Annotated in this window: 15 protein-coding genes and 1 tRNA gene; 6 read left to right on the forward strand and 10 right to left on the reverse strand. The window is 43.7% G+C overall.

All coding sequences use genetic code 11. From position 1 onward, the window contains the following. Entirely contained in the window at positions 1-1317 is a 1317-nt protein-coding gene (locus MNR06_RS03875; protein ID WP_243538760.1) for a TolC family protein, read from the reverse strand. 73 nt (positions 1318-1390) lie between these two features. Here MNR06_RS03875 and MNR06_RS03880 point away from each other — a divergent pair, with 73 nt between their 5' ends. Beyond that, on the forward strand, positions 1391-2248 hold the full coding sequence (locus tag MNR06_RS03880; protein ID WP_243538762.1) for a TIGR02147 family protein: 858 nt from the start codon (positions 1391-1393) through the stop codon (positions 2246-2248). 34 nt (positions 2249-2282) lie between these two features. Here the strand turns inward: MNR06_RS03880 and MNR06_RS03885 are convergent, their stop codons facing one another. Next, positions 2283-3062, reverse strand: coding sequence for an alpha/beta fold hydrolase (locus MNR06_RS03885; RefSeq protein ID WP_243538764.1), 780 nt, complete (start codon positions 3060-3062; stop codon positions 2283-2285). A 130-nt stretch (positions 3063-3192) separates the two neighbouring features. Between MNR06_RS03885 and MNR06_RS03890 the strand changes: the two genes are divergently transcribed. Further along, entirely contained in the window at positions 3193-6087 is a 2895-nt protein-coding gene (locus MNR06_RS03890; RefSeq protein ID WP_243538766.1) for a PAS domain S-box protein, read from the forward strand. Positions 6088-6095: 8 nt separating this feature from the next. Here MNR06_RS03890 and MNR06_RS03895 read toward each other — a convergent pair whose 3' ends face one another. Together MNR06_RS03895 and MNR06_RS03900 are read right to left on the reverse strand one after the other, a co-directional pair. Beyond that, on the reverse strand, positions 6096-7028 hold the full coding sequence (locus tag MNR06_RS03895) for a hypothetical protein (protein WP_243538774.1): 933 nt from the start codon (positions 7026-7028) through the stop codon (positions 6096-6098). Between the two features lie 398 nt (positions 7029-7426). Next, a tRNA-Gly gene (locus tag MNR06_RS03900) sits at positions 7427-7502 on the reverse strand. A gap of 38 nt (positions 7503-7540) precedes the next feature. Between MNR06_RS03900 and MNR06_RS03905 the strand changes: the two genes are divergently transcribed. The 3 genes from MNR06_RS03905 to MNR06_RS03915 all read left to right on the forward strand — a co-directional run bounded on the left by MNR06_RS03905 (position 7541) and on the right by MNR06_RS03915 (position 8879). Continuing rightward, on the forward strand, positions 7541-7717 hold the full coding sequence (locus MNR06_RS03905; protein ID WP_243538775.1) for a hypothetical protein: 177 nt from the start codon (positions 7541-7543) through the stop codon (positions 7715-7717). A 92-nt stretch (positions 7718-7809) separates the two neighbouring features. Next, the gene (locus MNR06_RS03910; RefSeq protein WP_243538777.1) at positions 7810-8358 is read left to right on the forward strand and encodes a hypothetical protein; all 549 of its coding nucleotides are present in this window, start codon (positions 7810-7812) and stop codon (positions 8356-8358) included. 11 nt (positions 8359-8369) lie between these two features. Then, entirely contained in the window at positions 8370-8879 is a 510-nt protein-coding gene (locus MNR06_RS03915) for a hypothetical protein (RefSeq protein ID WP_243538779.1), read from the forward strand. Here the strand turns inward: MNR06_RS03915 and MNR06_RS03920 are convergent. The 6 genes from MNR06_RS03920 to MNR06_RS03945 all read right to left on the reverse strand — a co-directional run bounded on the left by MNR06_RS03920 (position 8876) and on the right by MNR06_RS03945 (position 14279). Further along, entirely contained in the window at positions 8876-9952 is a 1077-nt protein-coding gene (locus MNR06_RS03920; RefSeq protein WP_243538781.1) for an ABC transporter permease, read from the reverse strand. The two genes, MNR06_RS03915 and MNR06_RS03920, sit on opposite strands and share 4 nt — an antisense overlap. Next, complete coding sequence (locus MNR06_RS03925) at positions 9949-11055, reverse strand: ABC transporter permease (RefSeq protein ID WP_243538783.1); 1107 nt, start codon at positions 11053-11055, stop codon at positions 9949-9951. The genes MNR06_RS03920 and MNR06_RS03925 overlap by 4 nt, the downstream gene beginning before the upstream one ends. Further along, the gene (locus MNR06_RS03930; RefSeq protein WP_243538792.1) at positions 11052-11792 is read right to left on the reverse strand and encodes an ABC transporter ATP-binding protein; all 741 of its coding nucleotides are present in this window, start codon (positions 11790-11792) and stop codon (positions 11052-11054) included. Before MNR06_RS03930 ends, MNR06_RS03925 begins: the two co-directional genes overlap by 4 nt. After that, positions 11789-12526 carry an ABC transporter ATP-binding protein gene (locus tag MNR06_RS03935; protein WP_243538794.1) on the reverse strand — a complete coding sequence of 246 codons (738 nt, stop codon included), beginning with the start codon at positions 12524-12526 and terminating at the stop codon, positions 11789-11791. The genes MNR06_RS03930 and MNR06_RS03935 overlap by 4 nt, the downstream gene beginning before the upstream one ends. A 4-nt stretch (positions 12527-12530) precedes the next feature. Continuing rightward, entirely contained in the window at positions 12531-13268 is a 738-nt protein-coding gene (locus MNR06_RS03940; protein ID WP_243538796.1) for an efflux RND transporter periplasmic adaptor subunit, read from the reverse strand. A 126-nt stretch (positions 13269-13394) separates the two neighbouring features. Next, positions 13395-14279 carry a hypothetical protein gene (locus MNR06_RS03945; RefSeq protein ID WP_243538797.1) on the reverse strand — a complete coding sequence of 295 codons (885 nt, stop codon included), beginning with the start codon at positions 14277-14279 and terminating at the stop codon, positions 13395-13397. A gap of 185 nt (positions 14280-14464) precedes the next feature. On the opposite strand from MNR06_RS03945, the gene MNR06_RS03950 reads away from it, so the two are divergent. Next, positions 14465-16108, forward strand: a complete 1644-nt coding sequence (locus MNR06_RS03950) for a HAMP domain-containing methyl-accepting chemotaxis protein (RefSeq protein ID WP_243538800.1) — start codon at positions 14465-14467, stop codon at positions 16106-16108. Positions 16109-16133 lie beyond the last annotated feature (25 nt).

Here is a 16133-nt window from a genome sequence, read left to right on the forward strand (position 1 = left end):
TTATTTAAAATCCGCAATTTTTTGACCGAGGCTTAATTCTAAGTTGATCAAAGCTTCGATGGCCCCCAGCTGCGCATTCACGACACCTGCCTGGGCGCGAAAAAGATCAGCTTCGGCATCTAGGACGTCGCTATTGGTTCTTGCTCCGGCCCTTAAGCCTTCCCGCGAAAGTCGAGTGCTTTCTTGAGCCTTAGCGATATCGCTGAGACGGGCGTCCACCAACGTACAGAAGTAAACGAACTTTCTTTTCCAAAAATCCAAATCTCTTTTGGCTTTAAGTTGCGCCATTCGTAAAACTTTTTCGGACTGATATTTCTGTTCAATGCTTTGTTTAGAGCGAGCTATGGAAAGCAATCCATCAAAGATATTCCAGGTCAGGGTCACACCATAATAATAAGCCTCACGATAGTTATCATAGTCATCAAATCCATCCGTGCGATTGTTATAGTATTGATACTGCCCCATTAAAAAAACCTTTGGCACCCAGTACTTTTCAGCCGCTCGCTCTTGATAATTCAAAGCTTCAACTTTGGCCATCAAGGATTTTAAATCAGACCTCTCAGTGATGACGTCAAATTTGATATCGCTTATCAGGTCTTTTTTTAATCGCGGCAGTTCACCTTCAATTTCGCCCACATCTTGATCTGCTCCCAACGCTTCACTGAGGCGTGCTTTACTAGTTTCAACATTATCGGCGGCATTTAATTCTTCGGATTGAGCTTCACTTAATAAAACTTCGACACGTAAAACATCAATGTTTGTTGAAGACCCCACTTTACGAAACAGCCGCACATTGCGAAGATGATTATCTAATGCTTTCAAATTTTGTTCAGCCACCGCTTGCATTTCTTTAGCTGCCAGGGCCCGATAAAATAAAAGAGTGATTTCGCGCTCGACTTGAAACCGAGTCCAATCTAAATCACTTTTTGCTGAGGCTTCTAAGGACCTTCCACTGCGCAGACGGTAAGTACTACTGAAGCCATCAAACAAAGACCACTGGGCCGTGATATATAAATTTGAGGTCGGTATCACTTGAGGAATCGATACAGGTAATCCGTTCAAGGCCACGTCGACAAGTAGGTATTTTTTATCAAACAGATAACTTGCACTGGCTGTTAAAGTTGGCAGAAATCCGGCGTAGGCCTCGGTTTTTTTCCACTCGCTTTCACGCAAGTAAGATTCGGCCCGTTGGGTTTTAGGAGACGAGCTTAGCCCCTGCTCTAATGCTTCTGAAAGGCGTAAAGGCGAGCCATGAGCATTGTAGGACCCGTAAATTACTACAAAAAAAATACTAAAACCCCAGGCCAACCGATTCATAAGAGACTATGGTATCCAGGGCGGCTCAGGTTTTAAAAAGATTAGATATAGATTTGCAGATCTACAGGGCGGAATGAGCTGGAACACCATTGCGGAATTTCGCGTGACATCATCTAAAAATCCGGTAAAAACCCGTTCCATGTCAAAACACCACTATCGCGATTATATTTTGAAAGAATTAGAACGCAGACAAAGGAAGAATCCTTCTTATTCTCTTCGTGCTTTTGCTCGCGATCTGGAAGTTCCTTGCTCTCGCCTTAGTGAAATCATCAATAACAAAGTTGGTCTTTCAGAAAGTCGTGCGGTAAATCTTGCGACGAAACTGAATCTTTCTGCGTCTGAAAGAGACTTCTTTGTTGATTTAGCATTAGCAGAACACGCTCGCAGCGCCGTACTTAGAGAAATGGCGCAAAAACGCGTGCAAGTTCGTCAGGAAGCTTTTGAAAAAATTGGTGAAGATGAGTTCGCTGTTATTTCTGACTGGCATTACACAGCTATCTTACAGCTTTTACATTTAGATAACTTTGAAACATCCATTGAAAATATCGCTTCCCGCTTAGGTCTTTCTCTAGACACCGTAGAAAAATCTCTAGATCGCTTAGAGACTTTGAAAATGGTGACTAAGGACGAAAATAAATGGGTTTCGGTTTCGCAAAAGTATTCTTCAAGTTATGGAGCTTCTTCAGAAGCAGCCCGCAACTTCTATTCACAGATGCAAAATAAAGCCGCTGAGGCTATGGACATCGCCAACCGCAAGCGTTGGGACATGGGCTGCACGGTCGTTGCAACTGACAGCTCTAAAGCAAAAGAAATTTCTGAAAAAATCCGCAAGTTCCGCTTAGAAATCATGCAAGAGCTTCATTCTTCAAACAACAAAGACACACTATTCGCTCTTTCAACAAGCTTCTTTGAAGTGACGGAAAGAAATTAAAAGAAAATAAAATCGGCGGTGCCCGCCGATTTTTTTATTTTGACGCTAAAAACCTATCCACCTGATCTAAGACCAATTCCGCTTTTTCTTTATGGGGCACGTGCCCGCAATCTGAAATAATTAATTTTTTCGAAGGCCCACCCGACAAGTTGCAAATCATTTCTGGAAATTGGACAGAGCCATATTCGTCCTTATCCCCATGAATAGCCAAGACCGGGCACTTTACTTTAGGCAAAGCATCTTTAAGACTCCATGATGCAAACTCTGGCGAAAGCCACACATCGGTCCACGCCTTAAAAACCCATTCAGTTTTTTCACCATGATATTTTCTAAGTTTATCAAAACTGTGTGGATTAGAAAAAGCCACCTTGGCTTCAGAAATTCCTTTAACGGTTAAATCTTCAACGAAAGCTTGGGCTGCCTCTGTGATGACTGCTTCACACGGGCCTTGAAATTTTGCGGCACAGGCAATCGCCATCGCTCCACCAACACTATGACCGAATAATACAAATTTATTTAACGACAGAGCATGAATCAAAGCAGGAAAATAAACTTCAGCTTCTTCATCAACGAACCTTACTGAAGGCAGTCCTATCCGCTCGGACGATCTACCGAACCCCAAACGGTCATAGGCGATAACAGGTCGTTGCGTTTTTTCTGCGAGATCTTTTGGAAAAGATCTCCACATATCAATACAACCTAAGGAGTCGTGAAAGAGAAGGATCGGTGAAAGATCAGTGCTGACCGGCAGCCATGTTTTGACATAGATTTTTCCACCGGGAACTAAAATGAACTGTTCAGAATCAGAAATCATATTTGTATTTTCAAATAACTTCTTCGCGAAGGCAAACGAAGGTTCACATCCGCCTCCGTAAAAAAAGATTAACAACGATCAAGATGACTCCGAACACCGTGTTGTTATCATTTCCATTATTTGGAGTCCTATGGGTCAACACCGTCCGGATCTACATTCAAATATTCCTCACAGCGGGCGTTACTCTCGTTTGCATTCCTATTCGGCCCATCCACGAAATGCCAAGATCATTAGAAGAAATAAAGATAGGATCTTGCAAGACTTCATCGAAACCAGCCGTGAAGTTTTACCGGCCGCGGAAGGCAACTCCACTGTGGCTCTGATCGACTCTTTACCCACTTTGCTAGAAGATATCGCGAAAGCTCTAGAAAGAGACATCACTCCGGAAAGTCCCGAAATCTATCAAGACGCTAAAAGCCATGGCAAACAAAGAGCAACACTCCAAAACTTCACTTTGGATCAGGTTCTTCACGAGTATTCGATTTTACGCCGAATACTATTTTCAGTCATAGATGAAGATGGCGGTTTAGATTTTGAAACAATCGCCATGATACTTGATTGCTTGCAAGAAGGTATCGAAGAAGCCGGAAGAGAATTTCTGGTCGCTTCGAGCAAGGAACACCAGCGGCTGACCGATGAAGTAGAGCTTGAAAAAATCCGCTTTCAAACGGTGATGAGTCAGTTACCTGCCGGAGTTATTTTTGCAGAAGCACCCACCGGAAGAATCGTTTTTGCCAATGAGATGACCAAAAAAATTTTTGGGCGTGAAATCAATCTTTTAAATTCCCTTGAAGAATATAAACAAAGGGAAGGCTGGCATTTGGACGGGACTCCCTTGCAAGCCCACGAATGGCCCTTAGCCCGCGCTATTAAAACGGGTGAAGTCGTTGAAGGTGAACTTATCAAAATCCAACGCCACGATGGCGAGTACCGCATTCTAAGACTGACTGCGAATCCAATCCGCAATGATGCCGGCACCATCGTAGCGGGCGTGGTTATCTGCGAAGATATGACCGACCAATTGCGCTTTGAAGAGGAACGTAACCGCAGCGAAGAGCAGTTCCGCACCTTGCTAAACAAAGTGCCTGGCATCATCTGGTATATGAATAAGAACATCGAGATTGAATACGTCAGTCATCAATTCGAAGAATTCACAGGATTAAGCCCTGAAGTGGCCGCCTTCGGCGATAAGTTCACTAAAGTTATTCATCCCGATGATGTAGATAACAGTTTAGATTCCATTTACGATGCTAAAAGAAAAGAAGCTGATATGGGCTTCTATCAAAGAATCAAAAGCCGCAGCGGCGGCTGGCGATGGGTTTTGTGTCGTGCAAATCCGACCTTTGACGACCAAGGCGTCTTGCAAGGTTGGATTGGTAAATGGACTGACATTCACGAACAAAAGCTTACGGAAGAGGCTTTAAAGGAAAGCGAATCAAAATTCCGCGAACTAGCAAATGCATTGCCGATGATTATTTGGACGGCTACGCCTGACGGTTATGTCGATTGGTATAACGACTGGTGGTATAAATATCTAGGGCTTCCTAAAGGCACAAAATGGGATGACTTAGATTTACAGCCCATGCATCCAGAGGATGTAAAAAAAACCAAAGAGCTTTGGCCGGAATCGTTTAAGCATGGAAAACCCTTCAATACTGAACAGCGCTTTAGAAACGGCGAAACCGGGGAATACCGTTGGCATTTAGTGCGCGCCGTCCCTGTTCTAGATTCCCAAGGAAATGTTCTTAAGTACGTCGGCGCCAATACGGATATACATATAGAAAAAGAACACCAGGAAGATGCTCAGTTTCTATTAGAGATAGCCCAAACCTTTACGGAATCTTTGGATATAAATACCTCTCTTCAAACTTTAGCAGAAAAAATAATTTCCAAGGTAGGAACCTGGTGCACGGCCGAGTTGTTTAATGGCGACAACGTCCTTCACCCTGTGGGCGTAGCTCACAAAGATAGGGATAAGGTAGACGTGGTTCGCCGTATGAGAAATGAATATCCCCACACGGAGGGCAATCCTCTTTGCCCTACTGAGGTCGCGCGCAGCGGGAAAGCTCAATACAAAAAAAGTATAACTGAAGATGAATTAAAAAAAGGCGTTACCGACGAAAAGCTTCATGATTATTTAGAGGAGCTCAATATCAGATCCCTGGTATGCGTGCCGTTGACGTCAGACCATGAAATTATAGGTGCCATCATGGTCGTTTCAGAGGCTGAAGCCATCTCTGAACACGACAAGACCCTGATTGAAGAAGTGGCGACAAGAGCCAGCGTTTCAATCGAAAAAGCAAAACTATATCGAGAACTAGCAGAAAAGAATCAGGAGCTGGATCGTTTCGCCGCCATCGCAGCCCATGACTTAAAATCGCCGTTGATATCGATCACTCAATTTTCAGAACTTCTTGCTGAAGACTTTGCAAGCAAATTGGGCCCTGAAGGCGAAGAGTATTTAGATTTCATTATTAATGCGGGAAATAGAATGCGCATTCTTATTGATCGCCTATTGGAATACGCCAGAGCCGGTACGGAGAAAAAAGATTTTAAAAAAGTCAGCACAGAAGAAGCCGTGGCTACAGTTCGAAAAAATCTTCTGGCGCAAATTGAAGAAACTGGCACTCGCCTATCTATCGATTCAGAGCTACCGGAAGTGTTTGGGGATGAAATCCAAATCCAACAGCTGTTCCAAAATTTGATAGCCAACGCCATGAAATTCCACAAACCCACCCAATCGCCTCAAATCAATATCGAGGTAACGACAAAAGGTGAACACTGGCAGTTCAGCATTCGAGATCAAGGAATTGGAATGGAGAAAAAACACCTGGAAAGAATTTTTGAAATCTTCAGCCGCGCCCACAAGGGCCAGTATGAAGGAACCGGTATCGGGCTTGCGGTATGTAAAAGAATAGTAGAAAACCACGGCGGGCAAATATGGGCCGAATCCGAATTAGGAAAAGGAACTACTTTCCACTTCACAATTCCCAAGATGAACATCGAAGGAGTTGGAAGTAGATAGTTCTATAATTATCTTACACCTGTCGCAGGACGCGCTGTTGGAATTGGAACGCGCTCGTTTGAAACAGAATCTTCAGTTTCTGCATCACCCTCTGAATCAGTCTCTTCGTGTTCATCATCAACATCAACTTCGTCATCACCCGTATCAGGAGTTACGACAACATCCTGCTGAGATTCCACTTCTGAAGGCGTATCGAAGTCCTTAGGACGAGGAATTGGGATTGGAATACCATTGGGGAAATCGGGATCTTTTGCAACCGTAGTACGATCACAGGCCGCAATTTTATGATGAGTATTTGGAAACAATTGATTCGCCATGAAATCAAAGGCCTTCGGGCACTTTTTCTCTAAAAGGTCAGGATAGACCACGTAAGCTTCAAAAACTTCAGCAAATTCTTCGTTAAATTTTGAAGCCGCATACCCCGTAATTGCGCAGCGAGTGCGCCCCGTGTAGCCAGCGTATTTTTGATAAATGCCGGAGTTACCAACTCTGTGCCCTAATTCATGCATCAAACGTCCCACATTGGTGCCCTTAGGCGAACCTTTAGGACGTCGCACGTTGATGGTCGTAGGACCTTGATTCCAACTTCCCGAGGCATCGATAAAGTTAAAATTTTGTCGCCACGGACGAGGCAAAGGATCACCCAGTAAGTTTTCAACCTGCGCGACCCCCTTAGCCAAAGCCGCAACTTCATCCCGGGAAGGATTCCCTAAATATTTAATTCCATTTCGTCTTAAAATTTCAGAAGGATTAGATCCATGCTCAGGAAGACAGGATCCTTTAGCAGCCACATCATAACGATAAACTGTATAATGACCACCCACCGCTTTTTTGCCATTACCTTTGGCCGCCAAAGCAAGATCAGCCGCAAATATCAAAGCAGCAATCAAAGACAATTTAAAAACGCTCTTACTATTCACAAGTGCAAATTTCTTTTTCATCTAAGATCTCTCCGTTTGCAGTTCAAGCCAACGAAGCTGAATAATGCAAGACCCAGTCCCAAAACCAAGTCCCAAAACAAAACGCACTGTCTAATTATTTAGTTCCTCTCAGTAGGAGTTTTTGCCAAAGGCAAAAACGACCGTAACTGAACCACTGACCCAAACAAAACGATAGAAAAGGGAGTTTTCAGCCGGCGGCTGAAAAAGACAAAACCAAAGCAAACGAATAAGGCGGGAAACTTTAGGTAATACTCCGCCAACGGCGGAGTGCTAACAGCACAAATAAAAAAACCGCCCTATGGCGGTTTTTTATGCGATCGGCGAAGCCGATTGCTCTAACGGAAATTTTCCACCACAAGGGAAGTATTAATACGACTATAACTGGTGGTTGGAAAATTTGGAGCGGGAGACGGGGCTCAAACCCGCGACCTATGCCTTGGCAAGGCATCGCTCTATCAACTGAGCTACTCCCGCGCTCGAAGAGAAACCAAAATTACAGTTGCCAGAGGTTTATGTCAACGGTTAAAAATCAAAAAATGAAAACTTGGTTGGTTAATCGCATCAAAAAATGGATGTTTTTCGCTCTTATTGGCTGTCTTGCCTATTTTGTGGGCTATAGCTGGGGGCATCGCAACCAAACTTCCCGTTTACCGGCCTCCCCACCGGTGATTCAAGCTCCAAAACAATAAAGTTAAGCTGCCACGGCTAGCATTAACAAAATCAAATTCGTATAAACGCCCATTTTAGGATACATATCTTAAAAACAACCGGGAGTTTTAAAATGCGCTTTATTCAAGGCATTCTATTTTTATGTGCCTGCCTCTATTCAGCTGCATTTGCAGTGCCTTTTGGGAATATGAAGGGCGACTATAAAATCCTTTCCTGCGACAATGAAAGCTCAACACCCTCGCCCTGGGATCGCACCCTTTGCGAAAATCTCCAAGTGACTTTTTATCCAACTGCCACTGGTTCCATGATGTATTTTTCGACAAATCAACCCGGAGCTTGGATTCGTGCCTTCGGATTTCCTAAGGACACGGCAAACCATCCCAAGAGCACTTATTACGAACAAGCAGACTATTTTGCCGCCTTCACTAGCAATGCACCTGATGCCGGTGGAGTCACCATCCTTAGAAGAGTGAGAGATGGACGGTACATTCTTTCCCATCACCAAAAATTTTCTAAATCTAAATACTTTGACAAGTTTGAATTAGAATTAGAAAGAATCACAGATATTCCGACTCCACCGCCTCCGCCGCCTTCATCTGGCGACGAGGTGGACGAGTCCTGCGACCCTAGTGACGAAAACGGCGGACCTATTCACGATTAAAGGAGCTCATCATGAAATTTCTATTGGCATTAGCGACTTTGCATTTAGTGGCATTTTCAGCGCAAGCCACTACTTTTTCTGCTTTAAAAGGCACTTACAAGATTCGCTCCTGTGAAAATCAAAGTTCTTCACCATCCGTTGCCGAGGTAAAGCTTTGTGAATCCACGGCCTTTACGGTTGATGCTCAACCTTATTACACAAGTTTTGCCTTCTTTAGGCCGACTTATGCGGGCGGCGAACAAGTAAGCTCTTTTGGCTATCCTTCCAAGAATGGTTTAGGCAGTAACGATAAATATGAAGAGACGCAATCAGAGTATCTTTATTTTTTTGAATCTAAAAGTGCTAGCAACTTCACGCGCATCCGTAAACTTGACGGCAACATCTACCACCTATCACTTTATTCAAAATTCAGTTACACTAAGACAGAAGATCTTTTTGAAATTGAGTTGGAAAAAATATCGGACGAAGTAAAGCCCGTACCGATTCAAAATGACGAAAACGGCTGCGTGTGCTGCGATTAACCAAGCGTGGTTTTAAATTTTCGCCAACTGGCAGTGATCACAGTCACTGCCATGGCTGAAAGAATTAATAAGTTAAAACTTATCAACCTTAGATCCCCGCCTTTTAACATGATATTTCTTAATAGCTCGATAAAATAAGTCAGTGGATTTATTAAAGCAAAAATCCTTAAGGCCCAGGGCATGTTTTCGATGGGAAACACCAAACCAGATAGCAAGACTGATGGGAAAAGGTATAAAAAGCCGCCCATCATACTTTGTTGCTGGTTGCGCGCGATGGTGGAAATAAATAATCCGATTCCGACAGTGCAACACACGAACACAAACGATGAAAGCAACAGCAATAGAACACTGCCGCGCATAGGCATGCCAAAGAAAACCATGGCAATCAAAACAATCAAAGGAACATTGCTAAGACCTAGAAGTACGAAGGGCACGGTCTTTCCTAAGATGACTTCTTCTGGAGTCACCGGAGCAGAAATTAAAGTTTCAAATGTGCCCATTTCTTTTTCTTTACTAATGGACATACTGGTTAACAGAACCGTGATCAAACAAACTAATAAGCTCATCACCCCCGGCACTAAAAACATCGACGTGCGCAAGGCGGGATTATAAAGAACTCTTAGATCAAACTGTAACGGCGGCGTGAATGGATATTGCGTTGCTACGATGCTTAGTAAATACCTCTCGATACTTTGAGCGCGGTTGACGTTCGTGGCATTCACTAATAGCTGAACTTTTCCTTGCTGCTTTCCGAGACTTGCTTCTAACCCACCAACCGGGGCGACCAGCACAGCATCAGCTTCGCCCTTTTGTATCTGTTCAAAGGGATCTGCTGATATAGTTTTCGCCGGGATAAACCATCCCGAAGCCAGGGCTAGTTGTTCCATCTTTTGCAAACTATAGTCTGAAGGACTGCCGACGATACTAAGGCGAATGTTTTTAGCTTCCGTGGAAAGAGCAACTCCGAAAATTGTCAGCTGCACACAAGGCGCTAGAAAAAGTAAAAAACGCATGCGTGGATCGCGCAGGGTTTGGCGAAATTCTTTTTTTATAAACCCCCAAAGTGTTTTCACGGCTCAACATCCTTTTTAAACTTCTTGGTCGCTAGCAAGATCATTAAGATAAACAGAACACAGAGCACTGCGAATGATGGAAGAATTTCTAGGAATGTTGAGCCTTGCAAGAACAGCTCGCGGCTGATTTTAATGAACCAACGAGCCGGCAAAAGCATCGTGAAATAATAGAAAAACGTGGGCATATGTTCATTGGGAAAAATAAATCCAGACAGTAAAATGGTCGGAAGAAGCCCTGATAGCATGGCCATTTGCATGCTCAGTTGCTGTTTTCGCGTGACCACCGAGATCAGAAGACCTTGCGCCAAGTACGTACTTAGAAAAATCAAACAAGCTAGAAGATAAACAAAAAAGTTTCCCCGAAATGGAACCTCGAAAACGACCTGAGAAAGTATAAAAACAAAAAACACTGAGGCAATACCCATCACTGAATAAGGCAAAAGCTTACCTAGGATGATTTCAATCGGTTTCACGGGCGTTGCGAGCAAGAGTTCCATGGAACCATTTTCCCATTCACGAGCCACGGTCAGTGCCGTCATCAAAATGGATAAGATCGCTATGATTGCAGCTGTCAGCCCCGGAACGACAAACCACTGAGAATTCAATTCGGGATTAAATAGGAATCTAGTTTTTATCTCGATCGAAAATTGAAAACTGCCGAACTCTTTTTCTAACACCCGCCGGTGCAGTCCCCCAATATAGCCAAGAATGGAACCCGCTGAAGAATTATCCGCGCCATCCACTAAAACCTGCACCGAGGCTTGTGAAAACGGGCGAAAATCCTGACTTAAAGTAGGTGGAATAATCAGTGCTGCATGGGCAAAACCGGCATCGAGATCTTTCTGTGCCAAAGCCGGACTGACAACCGAATAACCCACAAAGTATCCAGAGCTTTTAAAAGTTTCCGCGATAGAGCGAGATAAAGGGGTTTTGTTTCCGTCGTAAATAGCAAGACTGATGTGGCGCATGTTAAATTCAATCGCATAACCAAAAAACAGAACCATAATCACTGGCATCGCCAAAGCTAAGGCCAAAGTGAAGGGATCACGAACGATGTGAAAAACCTCTTTTTTAGCGATGGCTAAAATCGAATGAATTCTCATCGCCCTTCTACCTGCTGGATGAAGACTTCTTCTAAGGTGACTTTGTGGGGATCTTTATCCGGAAAACTGTGACGCTTTAAGTTTTCAGGTGAATCCAGCGCGATCAATTCTCCAGAGCGCATTAAAGCTATACGCTCACATTGTTCTGCTTCGTCCATATAGTGAGTTGTCACAAAAACTGTCTTACCTTCTTTAGCCAACACTCGAATCAAAGACCAAAAGCGCTGGCGATAGGCTGGACTGACGCCGGCGGTGGGTTCATCTAAAAAAACGATGTTGGGATTATGCAGGACGGATGCTATTAAGCTGACTTGCTGTTTGATTCCGCCAGGCAGATTTTTTACTAAGGAATTTTCATCACCTTTAAATCTAATAAATTCCAAGAGCTTTTCTTTTTGCAATCGAAGCTTTTCTTCATCCAGCTTGCGCAAGGCGCCGGTAAATTCCAGATTTTCTTTAACGGTAAGATCATCATACAAAGTAAATTTCTGAGACATATAGCCAACGCAGTTTTTTACTTTGGCGGCATCTTTAAGAACATCAAAACCGCAAACCTGAGCCTGACCTTCGGTGGGTAGCAATAGACCGCAGAGCACGCGAATAGTTGTGGTTTTACCAGCGCCGTTAGCGCCCAGAAAACCAAAGATCTCACCTTGTCCTACTGAAAAGGAAATTTTATTCACCGCAAAGTAGTCGCCAAACTTTACACTTAAAGATGCGACATCAACAACGTTCATAAACTATCCACGGTATCATCGTACTGCAAAAAAACTTGATCGAAACTTTCACAGTTCTTGGAAGCTAAAATTTCTAGGGGATTTCCTTCAATCAAAGTTTTTCCATCAAAAAGCAAATGCACTGTTTGGCATTTCAAAGCTTCGTCCATATATGAGGTCGTTACTATAATTAAAATTTCTTCGTTCTCTCTTAACTCATAAAGAAGCTTCCAGAAATCGCGACGGCTCAGTGGATCGACACCGTTTGTTGGTTCATCAAGTAATAAGACCGAGGGCGCTGACAACAACGCACAGATCAAGCCCAGCTTCTTATACATGCCCCCCGAAAGCTGCGAGGCAAGTCGATCCGTAACATCTTCCAGGCGAGCCATGGCCAAAAGTTTTTTCCGACGTGCAAAATACTGTTCATCAGTTAATTGATATAGCGTCTTAAAAAATTCCAAATGCTCGTGGATGCTTAATTCCGGATAAAGACTTTGTGTCTGAGGCATATAAGCAATGCCTTCGCGCATGTTAGAAAAATCAACCAGGCGATTTTGTTCTTGGTAATAGATTTCGCCAGCATCGGAATTTAAAAGGCCTATAATCAGTCTTAACAACGTCGTCTTGCCTGCTCCCTCAGGGCCAATAATGCCGTGGATTTCGTGGGCCTTGAATGACATATTTAAATTGCTTAAAGCCTGATTCGGTCCCATTTTTTTAGAAATGTTTTTTGCATCAATAGAAATCAGCATTCAATTATTCCTTAGTCGCGGCCCACTCTAAAGTCATACCGGGTTTTAATAATGTTTCGTTGTTAGCGAACTGCACTTTCACACCATAGACTAAGCGCGTTCGCTCTTCGCGAGTTTGCACATTCTTAGGAGTGAATTCAGCTTCAGGATTGATATACGAAATGGTCCCAGCAAACTCTTTTTCATCCATTTCCGGAAGGCGAGCTGAAATATTCTGACCAGGCTTTAAGTTGACGATTTCATCGTGGGGCAGATAAAAAAAAGCGTAAACGTTCTGCAGATCACCGATGGTTAAAAGTTTAGCGCCCGGTGAAACCATTTCCCCAGGTTCAAAATAGGTCGTAATGACAGTGCCCTTTAAGGGGGATGCTATATCACACCAACTGAGCTTCAACTCTGTATCAAGCATTTTATTATTCACCTGATCGTAGGCTTCTTGGGCAATACTCCCGCCCTTATATAACTTTCTTGTTCGATCATAGGAACTTTTGATAAGATCATAGGCGATGCGCACATCTTCGCAGGCAAGGCTTAATAACTTCTGCCCTTCTTTCACCGTCTCGCCTTCTTTTACTTCGAAGGTTTTGATGACCGATGGCACGCGTGCAGGAATATCAACTCTGGTAATTTCAACAGTTCCAGCATAGGAAAATTCTTTTTTAAAGAAAAACAGCTTCACGAGATAAGCAAGCAGCAGAAGAACTAAAACCACAGCGATGGGAAGAAGCTTCTTTTTAGGCATAGGTCCTAGCTTAGCTTAAGACCCTCAGAAAACCGATTTTTGCGATCAGGCCATTTTAAAAAACAAAAAACCGGAACCCTTTTAGGAATTCCGGTTTTTTATTGTATTCAAAACTTGAAGCCGGAATTACTTCGCAGCAAACCAGCAGCGTGGACGAACGCCGATAGAATCGCGAGGCGCATAGCAAGAACCTGCTTTATAGTCATCTTTGTTCACAGGATCAGTTTCGCTGACTGTGCAAAGCATGCCAGCAAAGTAAGTGTCCAAACGACATTGTGTCTCTGGATGCGCATCGTTCGTGCGAGTGACAGTTCTTTTATCTGGAGTACCAAAGTTTGGAGCTGTTGTTTCTTTACGAAGAGCTTGGAAAAGATTCGCTACAGATTGACCAGCCAAAGATGTTCTTAGGCAGATCAAACGATCTTGTTCATTGGGCCATTGAGCCGTACAAGCCGCATCAGCCACAGGATCCAAATCAAGATCTTTTAAGATCGCTGCATTGTCATCTTCAGCAAAGAAACGACGAAGACACTTTAAAGAAGCAAAGTAATCGGACCCACCTTCATTAGTAGCCCAGCTACCCCACATGCTTGCGGATTTCGGAGCGCCCCCATTGTGGTGACCGAACTCATGGCAGGCAACCAATGCAAAACCTTCAACATTCGTCGCTGGATGACGTGCCAAACCACCGTACATGTTCAGAATCTGTGTGTTACCACTGCGTTGAGCAGAAGCATTCACAGTGCCATCAGACCAAAGACGGTTGATTCTTAATTTATCGCCCAATCTTTCAACATCTGCTTTGTACAGACGCTCTAAGCGGTCCAACACATCGTTGAATTGTTTTTCTGTGATACCGCCAGTAGAAAATAAGCCCACCGGAATATTTAGATTATTTTCAGGTACAAAACCAGCGCACATTGTTTTTGAATCAGAGACTTTATGCGTGAATCCCAATGTAGCTACTAACGCAATCCCTGCAAGAACGCGACTTAATGTCGACTTTGTCATGACTACCCCCTCTTGTGGTCTAGACTGAAAAAAATCCTATCAACAGGACGCAAACAAACTCAAACAAATTAGACTTGAAATGGGACAGTGCGACTTTCAGCAAAAGTGAACCATTTTACAAACTAAAGCGACGCGTCTAAAAGGTCGATAAAGGCTCCAGCTCTGGCTCTAACAAGGATTTTTTCATGACAAAATGGATGCGCGGTCTACGCGGGAAACTCATGCTTTCTGCCATAATTCCCATCGTAGCTCTTTCAGCTGTGACTTTAATTTCCATTCGTTCCGCTTCAAAATTGGGAGATAAATTAGAAACTGCCTACGCAGATATCATTCCAAATATGGAAGCGTTAAGCACGATCGGTATGCAAAGAGCCCGCGTTGGTTATTTCATTTGGGCTGCTCTTGCAAATAAGGAAGATTTTGAATCGCGCAAAAAATTTATCAAAAGAGCGACGGATGCTTATGCCGAATTGAAAAAAGGTATTGAGATCTATGAAGCAACCGGGCTCGATAAAGAGCAAGAAGCAATCTACGCTAAAGCCAAAGATTTGAAGCCAGCCTTCTTCGCGATGACCGATGAAATTTTGGTTGGACTAGAGAAAAACAATGCAGAGGCCGACGCAAAAATTCACAAATGGATGAACGGCGGAGAATGGCACGTCATGGCCATCGACATTCAAGCCGCTATCACGGGAAATATGAAACTGGATCACGACCGCTCGGTTGTAAATAACAAAGAGCAAAAAGAAGAAAGAGCCTTTGAAGCTCAATTACTTATTTTGCTTGCAGGACTTTGCGGCTTCCTGGTGTTTGGTATTTTAACTTGGATCGCTGCTGTTATTAGTAAAACAGTCAGCTCTATTGGCAGTGATTTATCTGAAGCTGGAACTCAAGTGGCTTCAGCCATCACTCAACTAAGCTCTGCAGGTCAAAGCCTTTCTGAAAACTCAACCGATACGGCGGCATCACTGGAAGAAACAGTGGCATCCTTGGAAGAAATGTCTTCAATGGTGAAGATGAATTCAGATAACGCAAAACAAGCTGCAGCCCTATCTCAATCTTCAAAAGAAGTGGCTGAAAAAGGTCAGCAATCCATCGATCAATTGATTCACAACATGCAGGATATTTCTAAATCTTCAAAACAGATTGAAGAAATCATTTCTGTGATCGACGATATCGCCTTCCAAACAAACTTATTGGCATTAAATGCCTCTGTGGAAGCGGCCCGCGCCGGTGAACACGGTAAGGGATTTGCGGTCGTCGCGGAGGCGGTTCGTGCGCTTGCCCAACGCTCTGCATCTGCTGCCAAAGACATCAATACTTTGATTGTGGCAAGTGTTGAAAAGATCGAACGTGGCGCTAAAACAGCAGACACTTCCGGTGAAGCCCTAGCGAACATCGTAAGCTCAGTTAAAAAAGTAGCCGACTTAAATAATGAAATTTCTGCAGCCAGTTTAGAGCAAACTACGGGAATTTCTCAGATTAGCAAAGCCATGAATCAATTAGATCAAGGCGCACAAAGTAACGCAGCTTCCTCTGAGGAAGTGGCGGCTTCTGCTGAAGAAATCAACAGCCAGACGCAGATGATGCAAAAAATGGTGGAAAAACTAAATCAAATGGTCGAAGGCTCGGCTGCACGCCGTGCGGAGTCATCTGGTCCAAAGAAAGCAGCTAAGAAAAAAACAGCGCCTGTACCTGCGGCGGTTAAATCAGCAGAACTTGCGCAAGTAAAACCAATGCCAACTAAAAAACCGGCAGCGGCGGCTGAAATCATTCCTTTTGATGATGATCTTGCTCCTCGCAAAGTTGGGACTACGGACGGCTTTTAATACGTTGCCCCAATAAAGTCCTTGG

Origin of the sequence: Bdellovibrio reynosensis, assembly GCF_022814725.1 — a bacterium.
GTDB classification, from domain to species: domain Bacteria; phylum Bdellovibrionota; class Bdellovibrionia; order Bdellovibrionales; family Bdellovibrionaceae; genus Bdellovibrio; species Bdellovibrio reynosensis.